The organism is Jannaschia helgolandensis, assembly GCF_900109285.1.
GTDB lineage: Bacteria > Pseudomonadota > Alphaproteobacteria > Rhodobacterales > Rhodobacteraceae > Jannaschia > Jannaschia helgolandensis.
Genome location: NZ_FNZQ01000007.1, coordinates 103,582 through 121,403, shown reverse-complemented (window position 1 = coordinate 121,403; position 17,822 = coordinate 103,582). Strand labels below are relative to the sequence as shown.

The 17,822-nt window shown below is 60.3% G+C and carries 14 protein-coding genes; 4 read left to right on the top strand and 10 right to left on the bottom strand.

The window, feature by feature from the left end:
* Positions 1 to 172: 172 nt before the first annotated feature.
* Positions 173 to 532 carry a phosphoribosyl-AMP cyclohydrolase gene (gene hisI / locus BMY38_RS15745; RefSeq protein WP_092764625.1) on the bottom strand — a complete coding sequence of 120 codons (360 nt, stop codon included), beginning with the start codon at positions 530 to 532 and terminating at the stop codon, positions 173 to 175.
* 100 nt (positions 533 to 632) lie between these two features.
* Between hisI and BMY38_RS15740 the strand changes: the two genes are divergently transcribed.
* Positions 633 to 1,088: an iron-sulfur cluster assembly scaffold protein gene (locus tag BMY38_RS15740; protein WP_092764623.1), complete on the top strand. Its 456-nt coding sequence runs from the start codon at positions 633 to 635 to the stop codon at positions 1,086 to 1,088.
* Positions 1,089 to 1,130: 42 nt separating this feature from the next.
* Entirely contained in the window at positions 1,131 to 2,582 is a 1,452-nt protein-coding gene (locus BMY38_RS18310; protein WP_092764621.1) for a methyl-accepting chemotaxis protein, read from the top strand.
* A 449-nt stretch (positions 2,583 to 3,031) separates the two neighbouring features.
* On the opposite strand, the gene recG is transcribed toward BMY38_RS18310, so the two are convergent.
* The 4 genes from recG to sciP form a co-directional block, all read right to left on the bottom strand.
* Complete coding sequence (gene recG / locus BMY38_RS15730; RefSeq protein ID WP_092764618.1) at positions 3,032 to 5,116, bottom strand: ATP-dependent DNA helicase RecG; 2,085 nt, start codon at positions 5,114 to 5,116, stop codon at positions 3,032 to 3,034.
* Entirely contained in the window at positions 5,113 to 7,356 is a 2,244-nt protein-coding gene (ligA, locus tag BMY38_RS15725) for an NAD-dependent DNA ligase LigA (protein ID WP_245737647.1), read from the bottom strand. Before ligA ends, recG begins: the two co-directional genes overlap by 4 nt.
* A 332-nt stretch (positions 7,357 to 7,688) precedes the next feature.
* Positions 7,689 to 8,399: a response regulator transcription factor CtrA gene (ctrA, locus tag BMY38_RS15720; protein WP_092764616.1), complete on the bottom strand. Its 711-nt coding sequence runs from the start codon at positions 8,397 to 8,399 to the stop codon at positions 7,689 to 7,691.
* A 95-nt stretch (positions 8,400 to 8,494) separates the two neighbouring features.
* Positions 8,495 to 8,773 carry a CtrA inhibitor SciP gene (gene sciP / locus BMY38_RS15715; RefSeq protein ID WP_092764614.1) on the bottom strand — a complete coding sequence of 93 codons (279 nt, stop codon included), beginning with the start codon at positions 8,771 to 8,773 and terminating at the stop codon, positions 8,495 to 8,497.
* 121 nt (positions 8,774 to 8,894) lie between these two features.
* Here sciP and mnmA point away from each other — a divergent pair, with 121 nt between their 5' ends.
* Complete coding sequence (gene mnmA / locus BMY38_RS15710; protein WP_092764612.1) at positions 8,895 to 10,037, top strand: tRNA 2-thiouridine(34) synthase MnmA; 1,143 nt, start codon at positions 8,895 to 8,897, stop codon at positions 10,035 to 10,037.
* A gap of 87 nt (positions 10,038 to 10,124) precedes the next feature.
* On the opposite strand, the gene BMY38_RS15705 is transcribed toward mnmA, so the two are convergent.
* The gene (locus BMY38_RS15705; protein ID WP_092764610.1) at positions 10,125 to 10,802 is read right to left on the bottom strand and encodes a DUF2270 domain-containing protein; all 678 of its coding nucleotides are present in this window, start codon (positions 10,800 to 10,802) and stop codon (positions 10,125 to 10,127) included.
* Positions 10,803 to 11,044: 242 nt separating this feature from the next.
* On the bottom strand, positions 11,045 to 11,965 hold the full coding sequence (locus BMY38_RS15700; RefSeq protein ID WP_245737646.1) for a fumarylacetoacetate hydrolase family protein: 921 nt from the start codon (positions 11,963 to 11,965) through the stop codon (positions 11,045 to 11,047).
* Between the two features lie 314 nt (positions 11,966 to 12,279).
* On the opposite strand from BMY38_RS15700, the gene BMY38_RS15695 reads away from it, so the two are divergent.
* Complete coding sequence (locus BMY38_RS15695; protein WP_092764608.1) at positions 12,280 to 14,487, top strand: NADP-dependent isocitrate dehydrogenase; 2,208 nt, start codon at positions 12,280 to 12,282, stop codon at positions 14,485 to 14,487.
* 43 nt (positions 14,488 to 14,530) lie between these two features.
* Here BMY38_RS15695 and BMY38_RS15690 read toward each other — a convergent pair whose 3' ends face one another.
* Genes BMY38_RS15690 through BMY38_RS15680 form a run of 3 tightly spaced genes read right to left on the bottom strand, consistent with a single transcriptional unit; the run spans position 14,531 to position 17,820 of the window.
* The gene (locus BMY38_RS15690) at positions 14,531 to 15,511 is read right to left on the bottom strand and encodes a 2-dehydropantoate 2-reductase (RefSeq protein WP_092764606.1); all 981 of its coding nucleotides are present in this window, start codon (positions 15,509 to 15,511) and stop codon (positions 14,531 to 14,533) included.
* Positions 15,508 to 17,040, bottom strand: coding sequence for an acyl--CoA ligase (locus BMY38_RS15685; RefSeq protein ID WP_092764604.1), 1,533 nt, complete (start codon positions 17,038 to 17,040; stop codon positions 15,508 to 15,510). Before BMY38_RS15685 ends, BMY38_RS15690 begins: the two co-directional genes overlap by 4 nt.
* Positions 17,041 to 17,067: 27 nt before the next feature.
* A complete protein-coding gene (locus BMY38_RS15680) occupies positions 17,068 to 17,820 on the bottom strand; it encodes an ABC transporter permease (RefSeq protein ID WP_092764602.1) in 753 nt (250 codons plus the stop codon).
* Between the last annotated feature and the right edge of the window lie 2 nt (positions 17,821 to 17,822).

The window sequence follows — 17,822 nt, the reverse complement described above, 5'->3', positions numbered from 1 at the left end:
AATGCACCGTTAGCGCTAACGGTTCAAGAGGCGTGTTCGACTCCTGCCTATTTCGGCGTCGATATACCGCGCACGAATCCGGCCCCGCAGCTTTGTTACCATGGATATCTACGGCACATTTGCGCCGGGCTGGAACCTGATCCCGATAAGGTAGCTGTTTCGCACGATTACCCTAGCCGATCGGTCGCATCAGCTCGATCTCATCTTTATCGCGGACGGCCGTAAAGAAGCAGCTCCGCCGATTTGTGTGACAGGCAGGCCCGGTCTGCTCGACGATCAGCAGCAAGCAATCCCGGTCACAATCGACCCGCAGATCGACCAGCGCCTGAACGTGCCCCGACGTCTCGCCCTTGATCCAGAAGGCCTGCCTTGACCGCGACCAATAGGTCACCTGCCCCGTCGCCAGGGTTTTCGCGATGGCTTCTGCATTCATCCAGGCCATCATCAGGACTTCGTTCGTGACATGATCCTGCGCAATGGCCGGGATCAGACCGTTGGCATCGTATTTCAGCGTAGTAGGGTCAAAAGTCATCGGGGCCACACCTTTGCAACCGGGGTTCGGGGGGCTACCTAAGGGTCAGGACCGTCCGAGGGAAGTCTCCTGAGGTCGGCCAGAAGCCGGAGGCACGTGAATGTCCGAAACTGATCTGGTCAAGCTCTACTCCGGACGCATCCTTGCCCTGGCCGCCGACATGCCTGCGACCGAGCCTTTGATCGACCCGCAAGTGAGCGTGCGCAAGCGGTCGCCGCTTTGCGGGTCGACGGTGACTGTATCGCTGGATGTCGAGGATGGGCGGATCATCCGCTATGCTCAGGACGTGAAGGCCTGCGCGCTGGGCCAGGCTTCCGCGTCGGTATCCGGGCGCAGGGTGATCGGTTCCGATCTGGAGCAGGTTCGCACTGCCCGCGACCAGTTGCGCGCGATGTTGAAAGACGGCGGGCCGGTGCCGGATGCGCCGTTCGACGGGTTGGAAGTGATGCTGCCCGCGCGTGAATTCCGCAATCGACATGCCTCGATCCTGCTGGCACTGGATGCGACGGTCGAAGCGCTTGAAAGCCTCGCTGACCGGCGATTAACCGCAAGGTAATCTTCAGGTTCTATTCTCCTCTGTCGAGACCGAGGAGGATGCATGACGGCCCAGCCCCTGCCTGTAGCGACTGTACCGACCAATCCGGCGGACCCTGCAATCGTCGCAGACACCAGCCTGGCTGAGGAAATAGCTCCCTTGGGGTATCTGGTGGCCGACCTTGCCGCCTTCGTGGACGGAATCGACGGCAACGCGCGGGCCAACCTTGTGCAAATCGATACATTGCGGCGGGCAACACAGGATTTCGGTGGTGCCATTGCCGCCCTGCACGACGGGTTTAGATCACTTGGGACGTCGGCTCTCGAGACCGAGGCGGCAGCGGCGGAGCGTCTCGAGGCCATCGCGGAAAACGGACGCCGTTATCAGGAACTCTCGGCGTGGGGCACGGGCATCGGGCCGCGCACCGAAGACCTCGAACACGTCCTGTCCCGGATCGTCGCATCCAACGACGACATCACGCGGATCGCCCGGCAGGTGAACATTCTGGCCATAAATGCGTCGATCGAAGCGGCGCGGGCAGGCGATGCCGGTCGCGGCTTTGCAGTCGTCGCCGAAGCGGTCAAGGACCTGTCGCACAAGACCGCAGACGCCGCCGGCGGCATCAGGACCGCGGTAACTTCGCTGGACGGATGGACCCGGACGATGCGCGAAGACAGCCGCCGCCTGACACCGGAGTTCGCGCGCGGTCTGGAAATCGCGGCCAGCACGCAGGATGCCGTTGCCATGATCGCTGACCAGATGTCCGCCGCACGTACCCGGATCGAAGCATTGGAGGCCTCTGTCAGCGTTCTTGCCACTGCCGATAGGGACGTCGGAGAGGTTTGCGACATCATCGACATGGGCACGCGGCACACCGCGACCGGCGTCGACGAAGCGCGCAACCGCACGAGCCACATGATGGACAGATGCGAAGCATTGTTGCAGCGCGTTGCGGAGGTCGAAACCGACGGCCCGGATCGTCCTTTCATCGCCCACGCCCAGACCATCGCCGGCAGGATTGCCGCCGCCTTCGAGACGGCCCTCGAAACCGGTCAGATCACCGAAGAAGACTTGTTCGATACCGGTCTTGCCCCGATCCCCGGCTCAGACCCTCCTCAATTCATGGCCCGCCACAGCCGGCTGACCGATACCGTCGTCCCGCCGATCATCGAGGATGCGCTGAGGTTCGACCCGAGCATCCTGTTTACCTGCCCCTGCGACCGGCAGGGGTATATCGCCACCCACAACCGCAAGTTTTCGGCGCTGCAGTCGGACGATCCGGCGTGGAATGCAGCGAATTGCCGCAATCGCCGTCTGTTCGACGACCGGACCGGGCGGCAGGCCGGAGCCAGCCGCGCGCCGTTCCTGATGCAGGTCTATCGCAGAGATATGGGCGCACAGGGGATGGTGATGATGAAGGACATTTCCGCCCCGATCACTGTGCGGGGCCGTCACTGGGGCGGGCTGCGCATAGGGTATCGCAACACCGTGCAAGAGGCACCACACAGGGTATGAGCCGAAAAAACCGCCGCACTCCGTGGGGCGGAGGCGGCGGTGAAGTGGCATCCCGTTGCGTTCGAGGAACCGATGTCCGGGGCGGGACGACGGGACCGGATCGGGTGTCTCCGGGGGACAGAGACGGCGATCGACCGACCGGACGAGGGGGAGGTCCGGATCAGGGTTCGAAACCGAGGGGATGCAGGCAGTAACGGGAAAAGGCAGGATCAGGAGATCAGCGAAGGAAGGTTCAGAAGGCCCAGCATCACAGTTACCAGCCAGATTCCGCCAAGAATATCGCCCAGCGGTTCATCGCTGAGACGGGTCAGGGAAGTTTTCATTCTGCGGGCCATTTCAGTCACCTTCCGTGCTGTTATGTTTTGCCTTTGTTCTCACTTCCCTAACAATAAGTAAAGAACTTTTTTAGAACATTAGTGAACAAACTGCATTTGTTCCTGGTTTTGTGGCTAACCGACAGACAATAATCGAAGCGCCCGGTCCTGTTCGGTCAACCACAGAAGCAGCCGGGCGGCCTGTCCCCGCGCGCTCGCCAGATCGGCATCTTTCGCAAGCAAAGATCGCGCATCCCGACTGGCCAGCTCCATCAGTCCGGCATGACGTTCCAGGTCGGCAATCCGGAACCGAGGCAATCCGGATTGCGCCGTTCCGATCACATCGCCGGCACCACGCAGAGCCAGGTCCTCTTCGGAGATGCGAAAGCCATCCTCGCTTTCGCGCAGGATCCGCAAGCGCGCTTCTGCCGCTTCACCCAGCGGCGCTTTGTACATCAACAGGCACGTCGAGGCCGCCGCCCCGCGCCCGACCCGGCCGCGCAACTGGTGCAACTGCGCCAGACCGAAGGTTTCCGCCCGCTCGATGACCATGATCGACGCATTCGGCACGTCCACCCCGACTTCAATCACCGTCGTCGCCACCAGAACCTGCGTCTTGGCCGATACGAAATCGGCCATCGCCGCGTCCTTCTCGGACGGCTGCATCTGACCGTGAACCAGGCCCACGACCCCCTCGCCCAAGGCCGCGCGCAAACTGCGGAACCGTTCTTCGGCAGACGTCGTGTCCACGACCTCCGATTCCTCGACCAGCGGACAGACCCAATAGGCCTGCCGCCCCTCAGCCACCGCATGGCGCAGCTTGGCAATCACGTCGTCCATCCGGGACACCGGCACCGTCGCCGTCTGCACCGGCGTCCGGCCCGGTGGTTTTTCGTCCAGAACGCTTATGTCCATATCGCCGTATTGCGTCAGTGCCAGCGATCGCGGAATCGGCGTGGCCGTCATGACAAGAACGTCCGTCGCCGCATTCTTTTCGCCTAGCAACATGCGTTGCCGCACTCCGAACCGATGCTGTTCGTCGATCACCGCCAGCCGCAGGTCGGCAAAGACCACGTCGCGCTGGAATACAGCATGGGTCCCGACCAGAATGGCGATGTCTCCCCGCGCCAGCGCATCCAGCTTGGCCTGCCGCTCCCGGTTCTTGTCGCGCCCGGTCAGCAGTTCCAGCACCACGCCCGCCGTATCCGCCATGGGCCGCAACCCTTCGGCGTGTTGCCGTGCCAGAATTTCCGTAGGCGCCATCAACACCCCCTGCCCGCCCGCCTCGGCCGCCGTCAGCAGCGCCATCAGGGCGACCAGCGTCTTGCCCGACCCCACGTCGCCTTGCAGCAAGCGGTTCATCCGACGGGGCTGCCCCATGTCGGTCGCGATCTCTCCGATGCAACGTTTCTGCGCGTCGGTCGCTTCGAATGGCAGTGATGCCAGAACCTTGCGCCGCAATCGGCCGTCGCCTTCGGTCACGACCCCGGCCCGCCGGCGGTCCGTCGACCGGGCCAGTGCAAGCGTCAGCTGATGCGCAAACAATTCGTCGTATGCCAATCGCTGACGCGCCGCCGTGCCGGGCGACAGATCGCCCGCATCCTCCGGGTGATGGGCCTGCCGCAGGGCGTCGCCAAAGGCGGGCCAGCCCCTTTCAGCAACCAGTGCCGGATCGATCCATTCGGCCAATTCGGGCACACGCTGCACCGCCGCCTCGACCGCCCGCGCCATGATCCGCGAGGAAATCCCGCCGGTCAGCGGATAGACCGGTTCGAAGGCAGGAAGCCGTTCGCCTTCGACCAGCACATGATCGGGATGTGGCATCTGCGCGATGCCTTCATAAAGCTCGACCTTTCCAGACAAAATCCGCTTTTGCCCGGTCGGCAACGTCTTGGCGTGGAGGTCGGCAGAACCGCGAAAATACACCACCTGAAACGTCGTTTTCGCGTCCTCTACCTCAATACGATAGGGCCGCCCGCGCGACGATGGCGCGATGTGGCGCCCGACCGTCACCTGTACGGTTACAACCCCTGGAAGGATCGCATCCCGAACCGACACGACCGGCGTGCGGTCGACGCCCCCGGTGGGCAATGTGAAGATCAGGTCCCTGGGCGTCGCCACGGACATGTTGGCCATCAGTTTGGCCGTCTTCGGTCCGACGCCGGGCAAGGTTTCCAGACTGGCGAACAGGGGAAACAGGGGTTCAGGACGTCCCGTCATCTATTGCCGGTCAGGGCGATCCAGCCAGCTTCGTCCAGTGTTTCGATCCCCAGTTCCGCCGCTTTGAGCAGCTTCGATCCGGCACCCGGCCCGGCGATCAGCAGGTCCGTCTTGGCCGAGACCGAGCCCGATACCCTGGCCCCCAATTGCTCCGCGCGCGCCTTGGCCTCGGCCCGAGTGACCCGCTCCAGGGTGCCGGAAAACACGACTGTCTTGCCTGCGATCGGACTGGCGCTGGCGACTGCTTCTGGTGCTGCGGGGTCCAGCTCCGCCATCAGGGCGTCAATCGCCGCGCGTTCCTGCGCTGCCCCCATGGCGTCGCAGATCGCAAGCGCCAGGGTCGCGCCGACACCGTCAATCCCTGTCAGCTCGTCCCATGCGGCGCGGGCCGCGTCGGAAACAGCGGACCAGATCGGGGTGCGTACATCGGACAGCCTGGCACGGCGGCCCGCGGCCTCGGCGGCGGCGCGTTCGTCGATGATGGCGGCTTCCGCCGCTCGATGCGCTTCGGCGGCGGGAATCGCCGCGTCAGCGACGGTGGCGAACCTAGCCCAATCGCCGAAATGTCGTGCCAGATCGCGGCCTGCAACTTCGCCCAGATGCCGGATGCCCAACCCGAACAGGACGCGGGCCAGACCTTGCGTTCGTGCCGCCTCGATCCCCGCAAACAGGTTCGATGCCGATATTTCGCCCCAGCCTTCAAGGTTCGCGACAGTCTTGAGCCCGCTGCCATGCCGCGCCTGCAAGATAAAAATATCGGCCGGAGTGCATACCCAACCCAGATCGTGGAAGCGCTCGATCTCCTTGTCACCCAGACCGTCGATATCCATCGCACCGCGCGACACGAAATGCTTGAGTCGCGCCACCCGTTGCGCCGGACAGATCAGACCACCGGTGCATCGCCGTACAGACTCCCCCGGATCGCGTTGCGCCGGGCTGCCGCATTCGGGGCAGATTTTGGGAAATACGAATGGCACCGCATCCGCCGGACGTGCTGACACATCAACATCGCGGACCTTGGGGATGACGTCACCGGCGCGGTATATTTCGACCCGATCTCCGACCCTCAGATCACCGCTTCGGATCGGATGGCCGTTGGCGTCCCGCCCCGCGATGTAATCCTCGTTGTGCAGCGTCGCGTTCGAAACCACGACGCCCCCGACGGTGATCGGCGTCAGCCGCGCAACCGGCGACAGCGCCCCCGTGCGACCAACCTGGATGTCGATGCCCTCCAGATGCGTCCATGCGGTTTCGGCGGGGAACTTGTGCGCGATGGCCCAGCGCGGTGTGGTCGAGCGGACACCCAGCCTTTCCTGCAGCTTCAGGTTGTCGACCTTGTAGACGACGCCGTCGATGTCATAGCCAAGGTCGGCGCGCGTGGCCGCGATCTGCGCGTATTGCGCCAGCAGGTCATCCGGTCCGCTGCACCGGCGCGTGACCGGATTGGTCGAAAACCCCAAGTCAGCCAAGCGTTCCAATGCCCCGAATTGCGTGTCGGCCAAAGGCGCGCTGACCTCGCCCCAGGCATAGGCGAAAAAGCGGAGCGGGCGCGCCGCCGTTATCGTCGGATCCAACTGTCGCAGACTGCCCGCGGCGGCGTTGCGCGGATTGGCAAAGACCTTGGAATTCGCTGCTGTCTGCCGGGCATTCAGCGCGGCGAAGTCGGCATGCGTCATATAGACTTCGCCGCGCACTTCCAGAACGTCGGGCGCGTCGACCAGCGTCTGGGGGATATCCGCAATCGTGCGGGCGTTCGCCGTCACATCCTCGCCGACCTCGCCATTGCCGCGTGTCACGGCATGGACCAACGCGCCTGCCTCATACCGCAGCGACAGGCTCAGCCCGTCGATCTTTGGCTCGGCGGTATAGGCCAGCGGCGCGTCCGGTTTCAAATCGAGGTATCGTCGGATGCGGGCATCGAAGTCCTGCACGTCGGAGGTGTCGAAGGCGTTGCCCAGCGACAGCATGCGAACGGAATGGCGGATCTTGCCGAAGCCATCGGACGGTGCGGCACCGATCTGTTCAGTGATGCTGTCATCAGGTTTGAGGTCTGGAAATCGCGCCTCTATCGCGGCGATCCGGCGTTTGAGCGCGTCGAACGCAGCATCGTCCATTACCGGATCATCCGCGCTATGATAGGCCGTATTAGCCTGCGCCAAGACTGGGCCGAGCGCCGCCAGTTCCGACCTGGCCTGCGCTTCGGTCAGATCGTCGACCGCAATGTCCCGTTCCCGCGCCACCCTGCCCCCCTTCGACCGATCGCCTCGCCGTACGGTAGTAAGACTCCTCTCCGTCGCTTTCCACCGATTCGGGATGGGCGGACATCAAGCCGGACCGTTCGGTGAATCGAAACGCCGCCCCCGTTAATCCGGGAGCGGCGGTGCGCATCGCTTCGCATATTTGAGCGGAGGGCGTTTATGACCGGCGACCGAAGTGTCAAAACCTGCCGGTCGGGTCCATTCCATCGGGTCAGGACCGTATGATCCTGTCGCTCGGCCCGGAATGCATGATATGAGTCAGTTGATCGTCATGGCTAACCCTCCCGTTGATACCGGCATGTCGCGGACCACGATCAGGCGCTGACCAGATGTTTTCCCTTTTCGCTTCCTTCAGGGTCGCGCAGAACATAGCCGCGTCCCCATACGGTTTCGATATGGGTTTCACCGCCCGTAGCCTCAGACAACTTTTTGCGAAGCTTACAGATAAATACGTCGATGATCTTCAATTCCGGCTCGTCCATGCCACCATAGAGATGGTTAAGGAACATTTCTTTGGTCAGGGTCGTCCCCTTCCGCAGGCTCAGAAGCTCCAGCATCTGATATTCCTTGCCGGTCAGGTGGATCGTCCGCCCGTCGACTTCGACCGATTTGGCATCAAGATTGATCGCGACAGACCCGGTGCGGATCACCGACTGCGAATGCCCCTTGGAGCGTCGCACGATCGCGTGGATGCGGGCAATCAATTCGTCACGGTGGAATGGCTTGGTCATGTAATCGTCTGCACCGAAGCCGAAACCGCGGATCTTGTTCTCGGTATCGTCGGAACCGGACAGGATCAGGATTGGGGTTTCGATTCGGCTGAGGCGCAACTGCTTGAGCACTTCATGGCCGTTGATGTCGGGCAGGTTCAGATCCAGCAGGATAAGATCGTAATCGTACAGCTTGGCGAGATCGATCCCCTCTTCCCCCATATCGGTGGAATAGACGTTCAGATTCGCACTGCCGAGCATCATTTCAATGCTCTTGGAGGTCGTGGGATCGTCTTCGACGAGCAGGATACGCATTAACTCTCTCCAGGGAGAACTTAGGGATGCTGTCATCCTTTCACCCAAATGGTTAACTTATCGTTACCACGTTTTCCAACCAGCCTTCAAACCCTCTAAGATTGTCTGAATTTCTGGATCAGCGTCGTCTTCAAGCCATTGGCTCCAAAGGCATTCCTTGCCTCCTCCCAGCCTGCGAGTTCCTCGTCCGACAGATCATAGCGTTCAATCGCCTCGTCTCGGGTGATCAGTCCGGCCTGCACACCGTGCACGACAGCCTCTTTCCGGCGGGCGACCCATCGCGTCGTCCCGATGGGCGGCAGATCGGCCCGAGACATCTGTGTGCCGTCGGGCAGCGTCACCACATGTGGTCCCGGCCCCTTTCTGAGATACATGGCATGCTCCTCCGTAGGTTACCGCCTTCCTGAGCGACAGTCGTTAAGCCAAGATGAAGCGCCACCTTGTGAATATCTCGCATTTTCCTATATCTGACGGCGTTTCCTGCCGGAGAAGCACATGCCCCTGGATCAACCCACGCTCAACAGCCTCGGCATCGCCAAGGCCCCCGCCGACACGCGGGTCGTCGTCGCCATGTCCGGAGGCGTCGATAGTTCGGTCGTGGCCGCGATGCTGGCTGAAGAGGGCTACGACGTGGTGGGCGTCACGCTGCAACTCTACGATCACGGGGCCGCGCTGGCAAAAAAAGGGGCCTGTTGCGCGGGCCGGGACATCCACGATGCGCGGCGCGTGGCGGAGACCATGGGCTTTCCGCACTATGTCCTCGATTATGAAGACACCTTCCGCGAGTCGGTGATCGACGAATTCGCGGATGCCTATCTTGGTGGCGCGACACCGGTGCCCTGCATCCGCTGCAACGAGCGCGTCAAGTTCCGCGATCTGCTGGAAACCGCCAGGGATCTGGATGCCGACTGCATGGCGACTGGCCATTATATCCAGCGCAAGATGGGCGCGCGCGGTCCCGAATTGCACCGCGCCGCCGACCCGGTGCGCGACCAGTCCTATTTCCTGTTCTCCACCACCGGAGAACAGTTGGATTATCTGCGTTTTCCGCTGGGCCATCTGCACGACAAGGCGGCGACGCGAGCTCTGGCCGCGAAATATGGCCTGCCGGTCGCCGACAAGCCCGACAGTCAGGACATCTGTTTCGTGCCGAACGGTGATTATGCCGCCGTCATTGAAAAACTGCGCCCCGATGCCGCGCAACCCGGTGCCATCGTCGATATGGACGGGCGCGAACTGGCCCGTCACGACGGCATCATCAACTATACTGTTGGCCAACGTCGCGGTCTCGGGATCGGCGGACTGTCCGAGCCACTGTATGTGGTGAAACTGGACCCCGACAGGCGCCACGTCGTCGTCGGCCCGAAATCCGCGCTCGCCACGCGCTTGGTGCCGCTGCGCGAAATCAACTGGCTGGGCGACGCGCCGCTGGCCTCTCGAGGGGAATGGCACATCGGCGTGAAGGTTCGATCCACGCGCCCTCCACGCGAAGCGATCCTGCGGCCCAAGGCAAACGATCTGGCTGAAGTCGAACTGCTGACGCCGGAGGAAGGCGTCTCGCCCGGACAGGCCTGCGTGTTCTATGACCTGGACGATACGCGCGTTCTGGGCGGCGGCTGGATCTGGCGCGGATACTGAAGACCGGGACCTGCGGTTTATTGAAAACCAGCGGCTAGCGTCTCTTCAAATGCCATTCCGGTCTCCACCTCCCACTCGGCACGTCACTCATCCCATACTGGTGCGTACAGGCCGTTTCATGGCTCGGTTTTTGTCGTCCCTCCAACTCCACAGCGAAGCCGCGCCCCACGTCAGGCAATAGGCAACGCCAAGACCAATGACATATTTTCCATCCAATGGACCAATTGCGGCGCGATCTATGAACTGCGACGCGCTTGTCAAAGGTTCGGGGTGGACGACCAACTTGCCAATATAGGCCGCGCTTTGAATCAGCAGGATCCATAAATAATTCCGCCGGATGCGCCGTCCGAGCGCCACCCATATGGAAACATGGTGCATAGGATATAAATAATCCTCGGCCAGGACTTTTTGCCAGCCGTCTTCCATATGGAGATCGCCGTCGTGCAGCATCGGCGCATAAAAATGCACCTCCATCCACCTGCATCGCGCGCGCCATACATTGAAATATCGGTAGCGGCGCGCCTCCAGCATCAAAAAGAAGAAGATCAAGACGCCCACGAGTATCAAGGGCAGTGGCGATGCGGCCGGCGACGAAAACGCGATGGATAATGCGATGCCCAAAGTGACCACGGCCCAGTTGGTCGTGGTGTCGAGCCGCGTCCGCCAGAGCGTCGACCTGTAGACCTCGCCACGATACAGGTGCGCAATCGCGCCGATTTCGGCAGCGCTAAGTTTCTTTCTTTGCTCAGCTATCTCCGCTGTCATCGAAGCCCCCTGAAACAGGGTTGCACATCAAATATGCACTGAACAACAAATTTCCCGGTGGCTACCGGCCTCTTCGAGACTTAGGACCGCTTTCGGTCTGTCCGATGGCTGCACGGTTCAAACGACGTTGGACACCAGACCTGCCGATCCGAAGGGCCGGAGGGATATATCGTCACTTGCCCATCCCAGCCGGTGAAAGAAACCGGGCCGCACTGACTGCTGTTCTGCATCGTTGGATGTCTTCATTCAGCAGCTTTCACCCCGAGATCCTTCTCGTCGACAATCGGGCTGGCGCAAATGCCGATACCTTCGATCTCGATCTCGATGATCTCACCGGGTAGCAACCAACGCGGGTTTGGCGTCTTGGCATGACCAACCCCCGGCGGTGTGCCCATAGCGATCAGGTCGCCCGCATCGAGTGTCGCGTATTCCGAAATCGTCGCAATCGTCTGGGCAACGGACCAGATCATGTTGGCCGTGTTGGAGGATTGCAAAATCTCGGTACCGACGCGGCTTTCAATCCTGAGACCTGATGCGCCAGCGGGAAGTTCGTCCGGGGTCACAACGAAAGGACCGATCGCGCCTGTGTCGTCAAAGTTTTTACCCGGCGTCCACTGGTGCGTCTTGCGCTGGTAGTCGCGCACGGACCCATCGTTGAATACGGTATAGCCGAAGACATGGTCCAAGGCATCCGCTTCGGGAATGTGACGCCCACCTTTGCCGATAACCAGCATCAGTTCTGCTTCATAGTCCAGTTTATCGGAGCAGGATGGCCGCACCATCGGTGCTCCTGCGGCCATGATGGAATTCCTGCCCCGCATGAAGAGCGCCGGGTAATCCGGTATGTCATAGCCGCCCTCCTTGATATGGTCAGTATGGTTCAGACCCAGACAGATGATCTTGCCCGGATCGGCAACGGGCAAGGCAGGGGTGATCGATGCGACCGGGACGCTGGATGCACCCCTCGTTTTTACAGCCACTGACCTTGCGAGCGCGGGGGCGGCGATCAGCGCCTTCAGATCATTGCCGACCGCAGGGTCCAATGCCGTAAGATTAATGGCTTCGTCACCTGTGACCGCAACACGGCGGTGCCGTTCGCCGTCTCGCCCACCATATATTTCCTGTGCATGATCCTTGTCAGTGCGATGATGTTTTGCCCGCACTAGAGGTATTCATGAGTAAGTATCGATTCATTTTGCGGGGGTGAATTGGTGGCGCAGGCTGTCAGTAAGACAAGCGTCATATTGCGATAAGCCAAGGTCGGGCTTCGTTGCCATCCCAAGGCCAACGATGGATAAAAGGCAGTCCCAGGCCCCGTCCTTGATTTCGAAACCTCAGGCCAAGCTGGAGAAGTTCTGCGGTACGGGCCTCGTCAAGCGTCGGTACAGTCATAAAGGCGACCGCTTTGTGTGGACCTTGGTGAGGCTGCTGGATAAGTCGATACCCAACAGATCAAAGCTGAGGAGGACGACAGCCCATGGATAATCCTGATATCGTATACACCAAAGTTGATGAGGCCCCGGAACTGGCTTCTGCGTCCTTTCTGCCCATCGTTCAGCGGTTTGCGTCAGAGGCGAACGTTACTGTCGGGACGCGCGACATTTCACTGGCCGGGCGCATCATCGCGACGTTCCCCGAAAACCTGACCGAGGAACAGCGCCAGACAGACGATCTTGCACACTTGGGTCAACTGGTGAAAACGCCCGAGGCGAACGTCATCAAGCTGCCCAATATCTCTGCATCCGTTCCGCAGCTGGTCGCCGCGGTCACTGAACTGCAATCGCAGGGTTACGACCTTCCGGATTACCCGGAAAATCCTGCGACCGACGCCGAAAATGCCATCCGCGCACGGTATGACGCGATCAAGGGATCGGCTGTGAACCCCGTCCTGCGGGAGGGTAACTCTGATCGCCGCGCGGCTGTGGCCGTCAAAAACTATGCGCAGGCCAACCCGCATCGGATGGGCGTCTGGTCCAGCGACAGCAAGACGACTGTTTCCACCATGTCAGCCGACGATTTCCGGTCGAACGAGAAATCCGCGACGCTGACCAAGGCGGCGACCGTGCGGATCGAACTGGTGGCCAAGGATGGCAGCGTAACGGTCCTGAAAGACAGCGTGTCCTATCCTGCGGGCACTGTTGTAGATGCGACGTTCATGTCGGCAAAGGCGCTGGATACATTCTTGCTGGATCAGGTTGCCGCGACCAAGGCGGCTGGTGTCCTGTTTTCCATCCACCTCAAGGCCACGATGATGAAGGTGTCGGACCCGATCATTTTCGGACATGCGGTCAAAGCGTTCCTGAAACCTGTCTTCGATCAATATGGCGATGATCTGGCAGCGGCCGGTGTCAACCCGAACTCGGGCCTTGGCGCTTTGCTGGACGTCGTGGCGACATCGCCGAAAGCCACAGAAATACAGAAGGCAATTGAGGAAGCCATTGCTGACAACCCACCATTATACATGGTCAATTCAGACAAAGGCATCACCAACCTGCACGTTCCGTCTGATGTGATCATCGACGCATCGATACCGGCGCTGATCCGGGCGGGCGGCAAGGGCTGGGGACCTGACGGGTCTGAATCGGACACCAATTGCGTGATCCCCGACAGCTCTTACGCCGCAGTCTATGACGAGGCGATCAAGAACTGTAAGTCCAACGGCGCGCTGGATCCGTCCACCGCCGGTACAGTTCAGAATGTCGGCCTTATGGCGCAGAAGGCCGAGGAGTATGGGTCGCACCCCACCACGTTCGAGATGCCAGAGGCTGGCACTGTCCGCATGGTTCTCGAGTCTGGCGATGTACTGCACGAACACGAGGTCGAGGCGGGCGACATCTGGCGCTCCGCTTCGACGCGGCAGGCTCCAATCGAAGACTGGGTGCAGTTGGCAATCGACCGGCAGGCGCTGGAAGAATGTCAGGCGATCTTTTGGCTGGACGCGTCACGCGCACATGACGCCGAACTGCTGAAATACGTAAAACCTCTGCTTGATAAGGCTGGTGTTGCAGACAAGTTCCTGATCCTGGCCCCGCGTGAAGCCACGGCCCTGTCGTTCGATACAATCCGCAAGGGCGATACATCGATTGCGGTCACGGGCAACGTATTGCGCGACTACTTGACTGACCTGTTCCCGATCCTTGAACTGGGCACATCGGCCAAGATGCTGTCGATCGTCAAGCTGATGCAGGGCGGCGGACTGTTTGAGACCGGTGCAGGCGGTTCGGCACCGAAACATGTCCAGCAGTTGGTTGAAGAAAACCATCTGCGGTGGGATTCACTGGGTGAGTTCTGCGCGCTGGGGGAAAGCCTGAAATACCTTGCACAGGTAAAGGACAACCCCAAGGCAATGGTTCTGGGCAAGGCCGTCGATGCCGCAACCCAAGGCATTCTGGACAATGACAAGTCACCCGGTCGCAAGGTTGGCCAGCCTGACAACCGGGACAGCCATTTCTATTTTGCGCTCTACTGGGCGCAGGCGTTGGCGGCACAGACTGAAGACCCTGAAATGGCAACTGCATTTGAACCGCTCGCCAAGGCACTGGCCGATAGCGAGGAAAAAATTGTGGCCGATTTTGCCGCCGTGCAGGGACGTGCGGTCGATACGGGCGGTTATTACAACACGGATGCCGCGAAAACTGCGGCGGTCATGCGTCCCTCCGCTACGCTGAACGACATCATCGGGTGAACTGATACACGACCCCGCCAGAGTAATTTGGCGGGGCTTCTTCTCAAGTGTATAATCCAGCTGAACGCGCCCGGAGTTTCACCAGCGCCAATACCGTATCAAGCGTCGGTGTGGGCGTGCCGGTCAACATTCCCAATTCTTTGACAGACCCCACCAGTGCGTCGATTTCCATCGGGCGACCCGCATCAAGGTCTTGCAGCATCGATGTGCGGTGCGATCCGACCGCGGCCCCGCCATCCAATCGCCGGTCAACGTCGATAGGGAATTTCACGCCCAAGTTTTCAGCAATCGTCTGCGCCTCCACCATCATGGCGCGCGCCACGGCGCGTGTTCCCGGATCGGTGCACAGCACATCCAGCGTGGAGTCGGTCAGGGCCGAGATCGGATTGAACGACAGATTACCCCACAGCTTGACCCAAATCTCATCGCGCAGCTTTGGGCGAACGGGTGCCTTCAGTCCGGCGTTGGTCAGCAATTGTGACAGGGCCACTGCGCGGTCCGACTTGCTGCCGTCAGGTTCGCCCAGTGAAAACCTGTTACCTTCGATATGGCGGACTGTGCCGGGTTCACTCACTTCTGCCGCGGGGTAGACCACGCAGCCCAAGACGTTGTCAGGTCCGATACCGTCCCACTGCGCGTTTCCCGGATCGACAGACGTCAAACGCGTGCCTTCAAGCGGGCCGCCGATTTTGTGGAAATACCACCAAGGGACACCGTTAACGCCACTTACAACTGTGCTGTCAGGCCCCAGCAGCGGCTTCATCAACGGAACGACAGGCGGAACGGAGTGCGCCTTCAACGTCATGACAACATAATCCTGTGGCCCGAGTTTCTCGGGATCATCGCTGGCCGTAATGGGCACCGTCACCGGGTCGGCCCCATGCTCCAGCAGCGTCAGCCCTTTGTCCTGCATTGCAGCAAGATGCGGTCCGCGCGCAACAAGACTGACATCCGCACCGGCCAGCGCCAGTTTCGCGCCCAGGTAACCACCGATGGCACCCGCCCCGAAAATGCAGACCTTCATGTTGTGGCAAGCCCAAGCTTTTCGGCCAAACCGATACGCTGCATCTTGCCCGTCGCCCCCTTTGGGATTTCATCCAGAATGATGACGTGGCGCGGCACTTTGAAATCGGCAAGCCGTTCAGCGGCAAAGCTGCGGATATCGGTGTCAGTGGCCCTCTGCCCCTCGACAAGGACGACCGCTGCTGCGACGTCCTCACCCAACTTGGCGTGGGGGATGGCGAAGGTGACGACCTGGGCCACTGCCGGATGATCAAGCAAGATACCATCGACTTCGAGCGGGCTGATCTTTTCGCCGCCGCGATTGATGATTTCCTTCAAGCGTCCCGTCAGATGCAGATACCCGGCATCATCAATCGCCCCCTGATCCCCTGTGCGAAACCAACGTGTGTCGTCGGCGACGAAGAAATTCTTTGCATTCGCGTCCGGGTTGCTTTCGTAGCCCGATGTGACATTCGCCCCCGAGATCACGACCTCGCCGGTGCCGTCGATGATCCGGTTCTCGGCTTCATGGGCGATGCGAACCACAGGTCCGGCTGCAATGCCAACCGATCCGGGCATCTGCGCCCCGCGTGCCAGAGGGTTGCTGGTCATCTGATGCGTGGCTTCTGTCATGCCATAGGCCTCGATCACCGGGGCGTTGAACGTATCGGCCAGTGCCGTCATTACCTGCGCTGGAAGCGAGGCTGACGACGATCGCAGAAACCGCAACGGTGTGGTCGCTATGATGTCGGCGTTCCGCGCCGCACGTGACAGGATCGCCTGGTGCATTGTCGGAACGGCCGTGTACCACGTTGGCGTTGCCGTTTTCATCCAGCCGAAAAATTTCAGCGCGTCAAAGCCGGGGGCGCACCAAACGGATGCACCCGAGGCCAGCGATGCAGACACTGCCGCGATCAGCCCGTGTATATGGAACAGTGGCATCACGTTCAGGCAGCGATCGACCGATGTCAGTGCAAGAGACGTCTGAATGTTGCGGGCAGATGCGACAAGGTTTGACTGTGACAAGGGTACGATCTTGGGTCTCGATGTCGTGCCAGACGTGTGCAGGATCAGCGCGGTGCTATCCGGTCCCGGCGACCCCGCTGCGGCAGGGATATCTGCCGCAGCGTCGGGCACAAGGTGGAAGACCCCCGCCGGATCGCTTGGATCAGCATGCAACCGTAATATGCCGACCCCGCAGTCCTGTGCGGCCCGCACCGCAGGGCCATCGTCGCCTGCCTGCGCGACCAACGCTTTGGCCTTCAGATCCGTAAGATAGAATGCGTATTCATCCAGTCGGTAGGCCGGGTTCAGCGGCGCGGTAATGGCCGCTTGCGCGACGGTCACAAAGGCTGTCGCCATCTCTGGTCCGTTCGGCAACACGATCGCGACACGGTCATGTGCGCCGATCCCGGCTGCGCGCAGCTGGTCGGTGATTTGATAACCTAACGCCCGCAGCCCCCCGTAGGTCAGCCAATCGCGGTCAGGCGCGCCGATAGCAGGAAGGTCAGCATCATGAGACGCAAGAAGTGAATGCAGGGTCGCTGACATTTCAAAACCCCGCTTCAATGGATCTGATCATCGGCTTGCAGCATAATATGACACTTTCCTTTCCAGATAACCCAGGAATTCGGAAATGGTAAATGCCAGTGCGAACAGCACGATAAGTACTGCCCAAAAATGCGACATCAGAAAATTCGAAGCATAAAGTTCAAACAATGCGCCAAAGCCAACGATTGATATCAGAAGCTGCCCGATAATAACGCCCTTAACGGCGCGGATGACTCCAATCCGTACTCCACCAAGAATTTCCGGCAAGGCGGCCCAGAAATAGACTTTCGTGAAAGCATCCATAGGTGACGCGCCAAAGCTGGTGGACATTTCAATTAGGGACCGGTTGATCTGACGTACACCTGCGCGGGTGTTCAGGATAATGATCCATATGCCAAATAGTGTCGTCGTGATGATGATCGATTTTAGCCCAAACCCAAATAATACCATGAGCACGGGAACCAGCGCAGTCAGCGGTGCGCTGACAAAAATATTTACCCAGGGCAGCAGCAACTCATCCAGCAGACGGTTGCGACCCATGAAAATTCCGATGGGAATGCCAATTACGATAGCAAAGAAAACCCCACCAAGGAACGCCACAGCGGTTTCATACAGTGCTTTGGTAAAAGCAGGCGTGCCGATGATATTGAACAGCGTTACAAAAACCTCCGACAGTGGCGGGACAAAGAACGTGAGCTCCAACTGACCGGTAATTTCCCAAAGTAGACCCCAAATAAGCAGGGATGACATATTTGGAAGTTTATATCCCTTGAACCACACTT

Coding starts and splice junctions, on each gene's coding strand:
- hisI (WP_092764625.1), bottom strand. CDS start 532: ATGACTTTTGACCCTACTACGCTGAAATACGATGCCAACGGTCTGATC.
- BMY38_RS15740 (WP_092764623.1), top strand. CDS start 633: ATGTCCGAAACTGATCTGGTCAAGCTCTACTCCGGACGCATCCTTGCC.
- BMY38_RS18310 (WP_092764621.1), top strand. CDS start 1,131: ATGACGGCCCAGCCCCTGCCTGTAGCGACTGTACCGACCAATCCGGCG.
- recG (WP_092764618.1), bottom strand. CDS start 5,116: ATGACGGGACGTCCTGAACCCCTGTTTCCCCTGTTCGCCAGTCTGGAA.
- ctrA (WP_092764616.1), bottom strand. CDS start 8,399: ATGCGTATCCTGCTCGTCGAAGACGATCCCACGACCTCCAAGAGCATT.
- sciP (WP_092764614.1), bottom strand. CDS start 8,773: ATGTATCTCAGAAAGGGGCCGGGACCACATGTGGTGACGCTGCCCGAC.
- mnmA (WP_092764612.1), top strand. CDS start 8,895: ATGCCCCTGGATCAACCCACGCTCAACAGCCTCGGCATCGCCAAGGCC.
- BMY38_RS15705 (WP_092764610.1), bottom strand. CDS start 10,802: ATGACAGCGGAGATAGCTGAGCAAAGAAAGAAACTTAGCGCTGCCGAA.
- BMY38_RS15695 (WP_092764608.1), top strand. CDS start 12,280: ATGGATAATCCTGATATCGTATACACCAAAGTTGATGAGGCCCCGGAA.
- BMY38_RS15690 (WP_092764606.1), bottom strand. CDS start 15,511: ATGAAGGTCTGCATTTTCGGGGCGGGTGCCATCGGTGGTTACCTGGGC.
- BMY38_RS15685 (WP_092764604.1), bottom strand. CDS start 17,040: ATGTCAGCGACCCTGCATTCACTTCTTGCGTCTCATGATGCTGACCTT.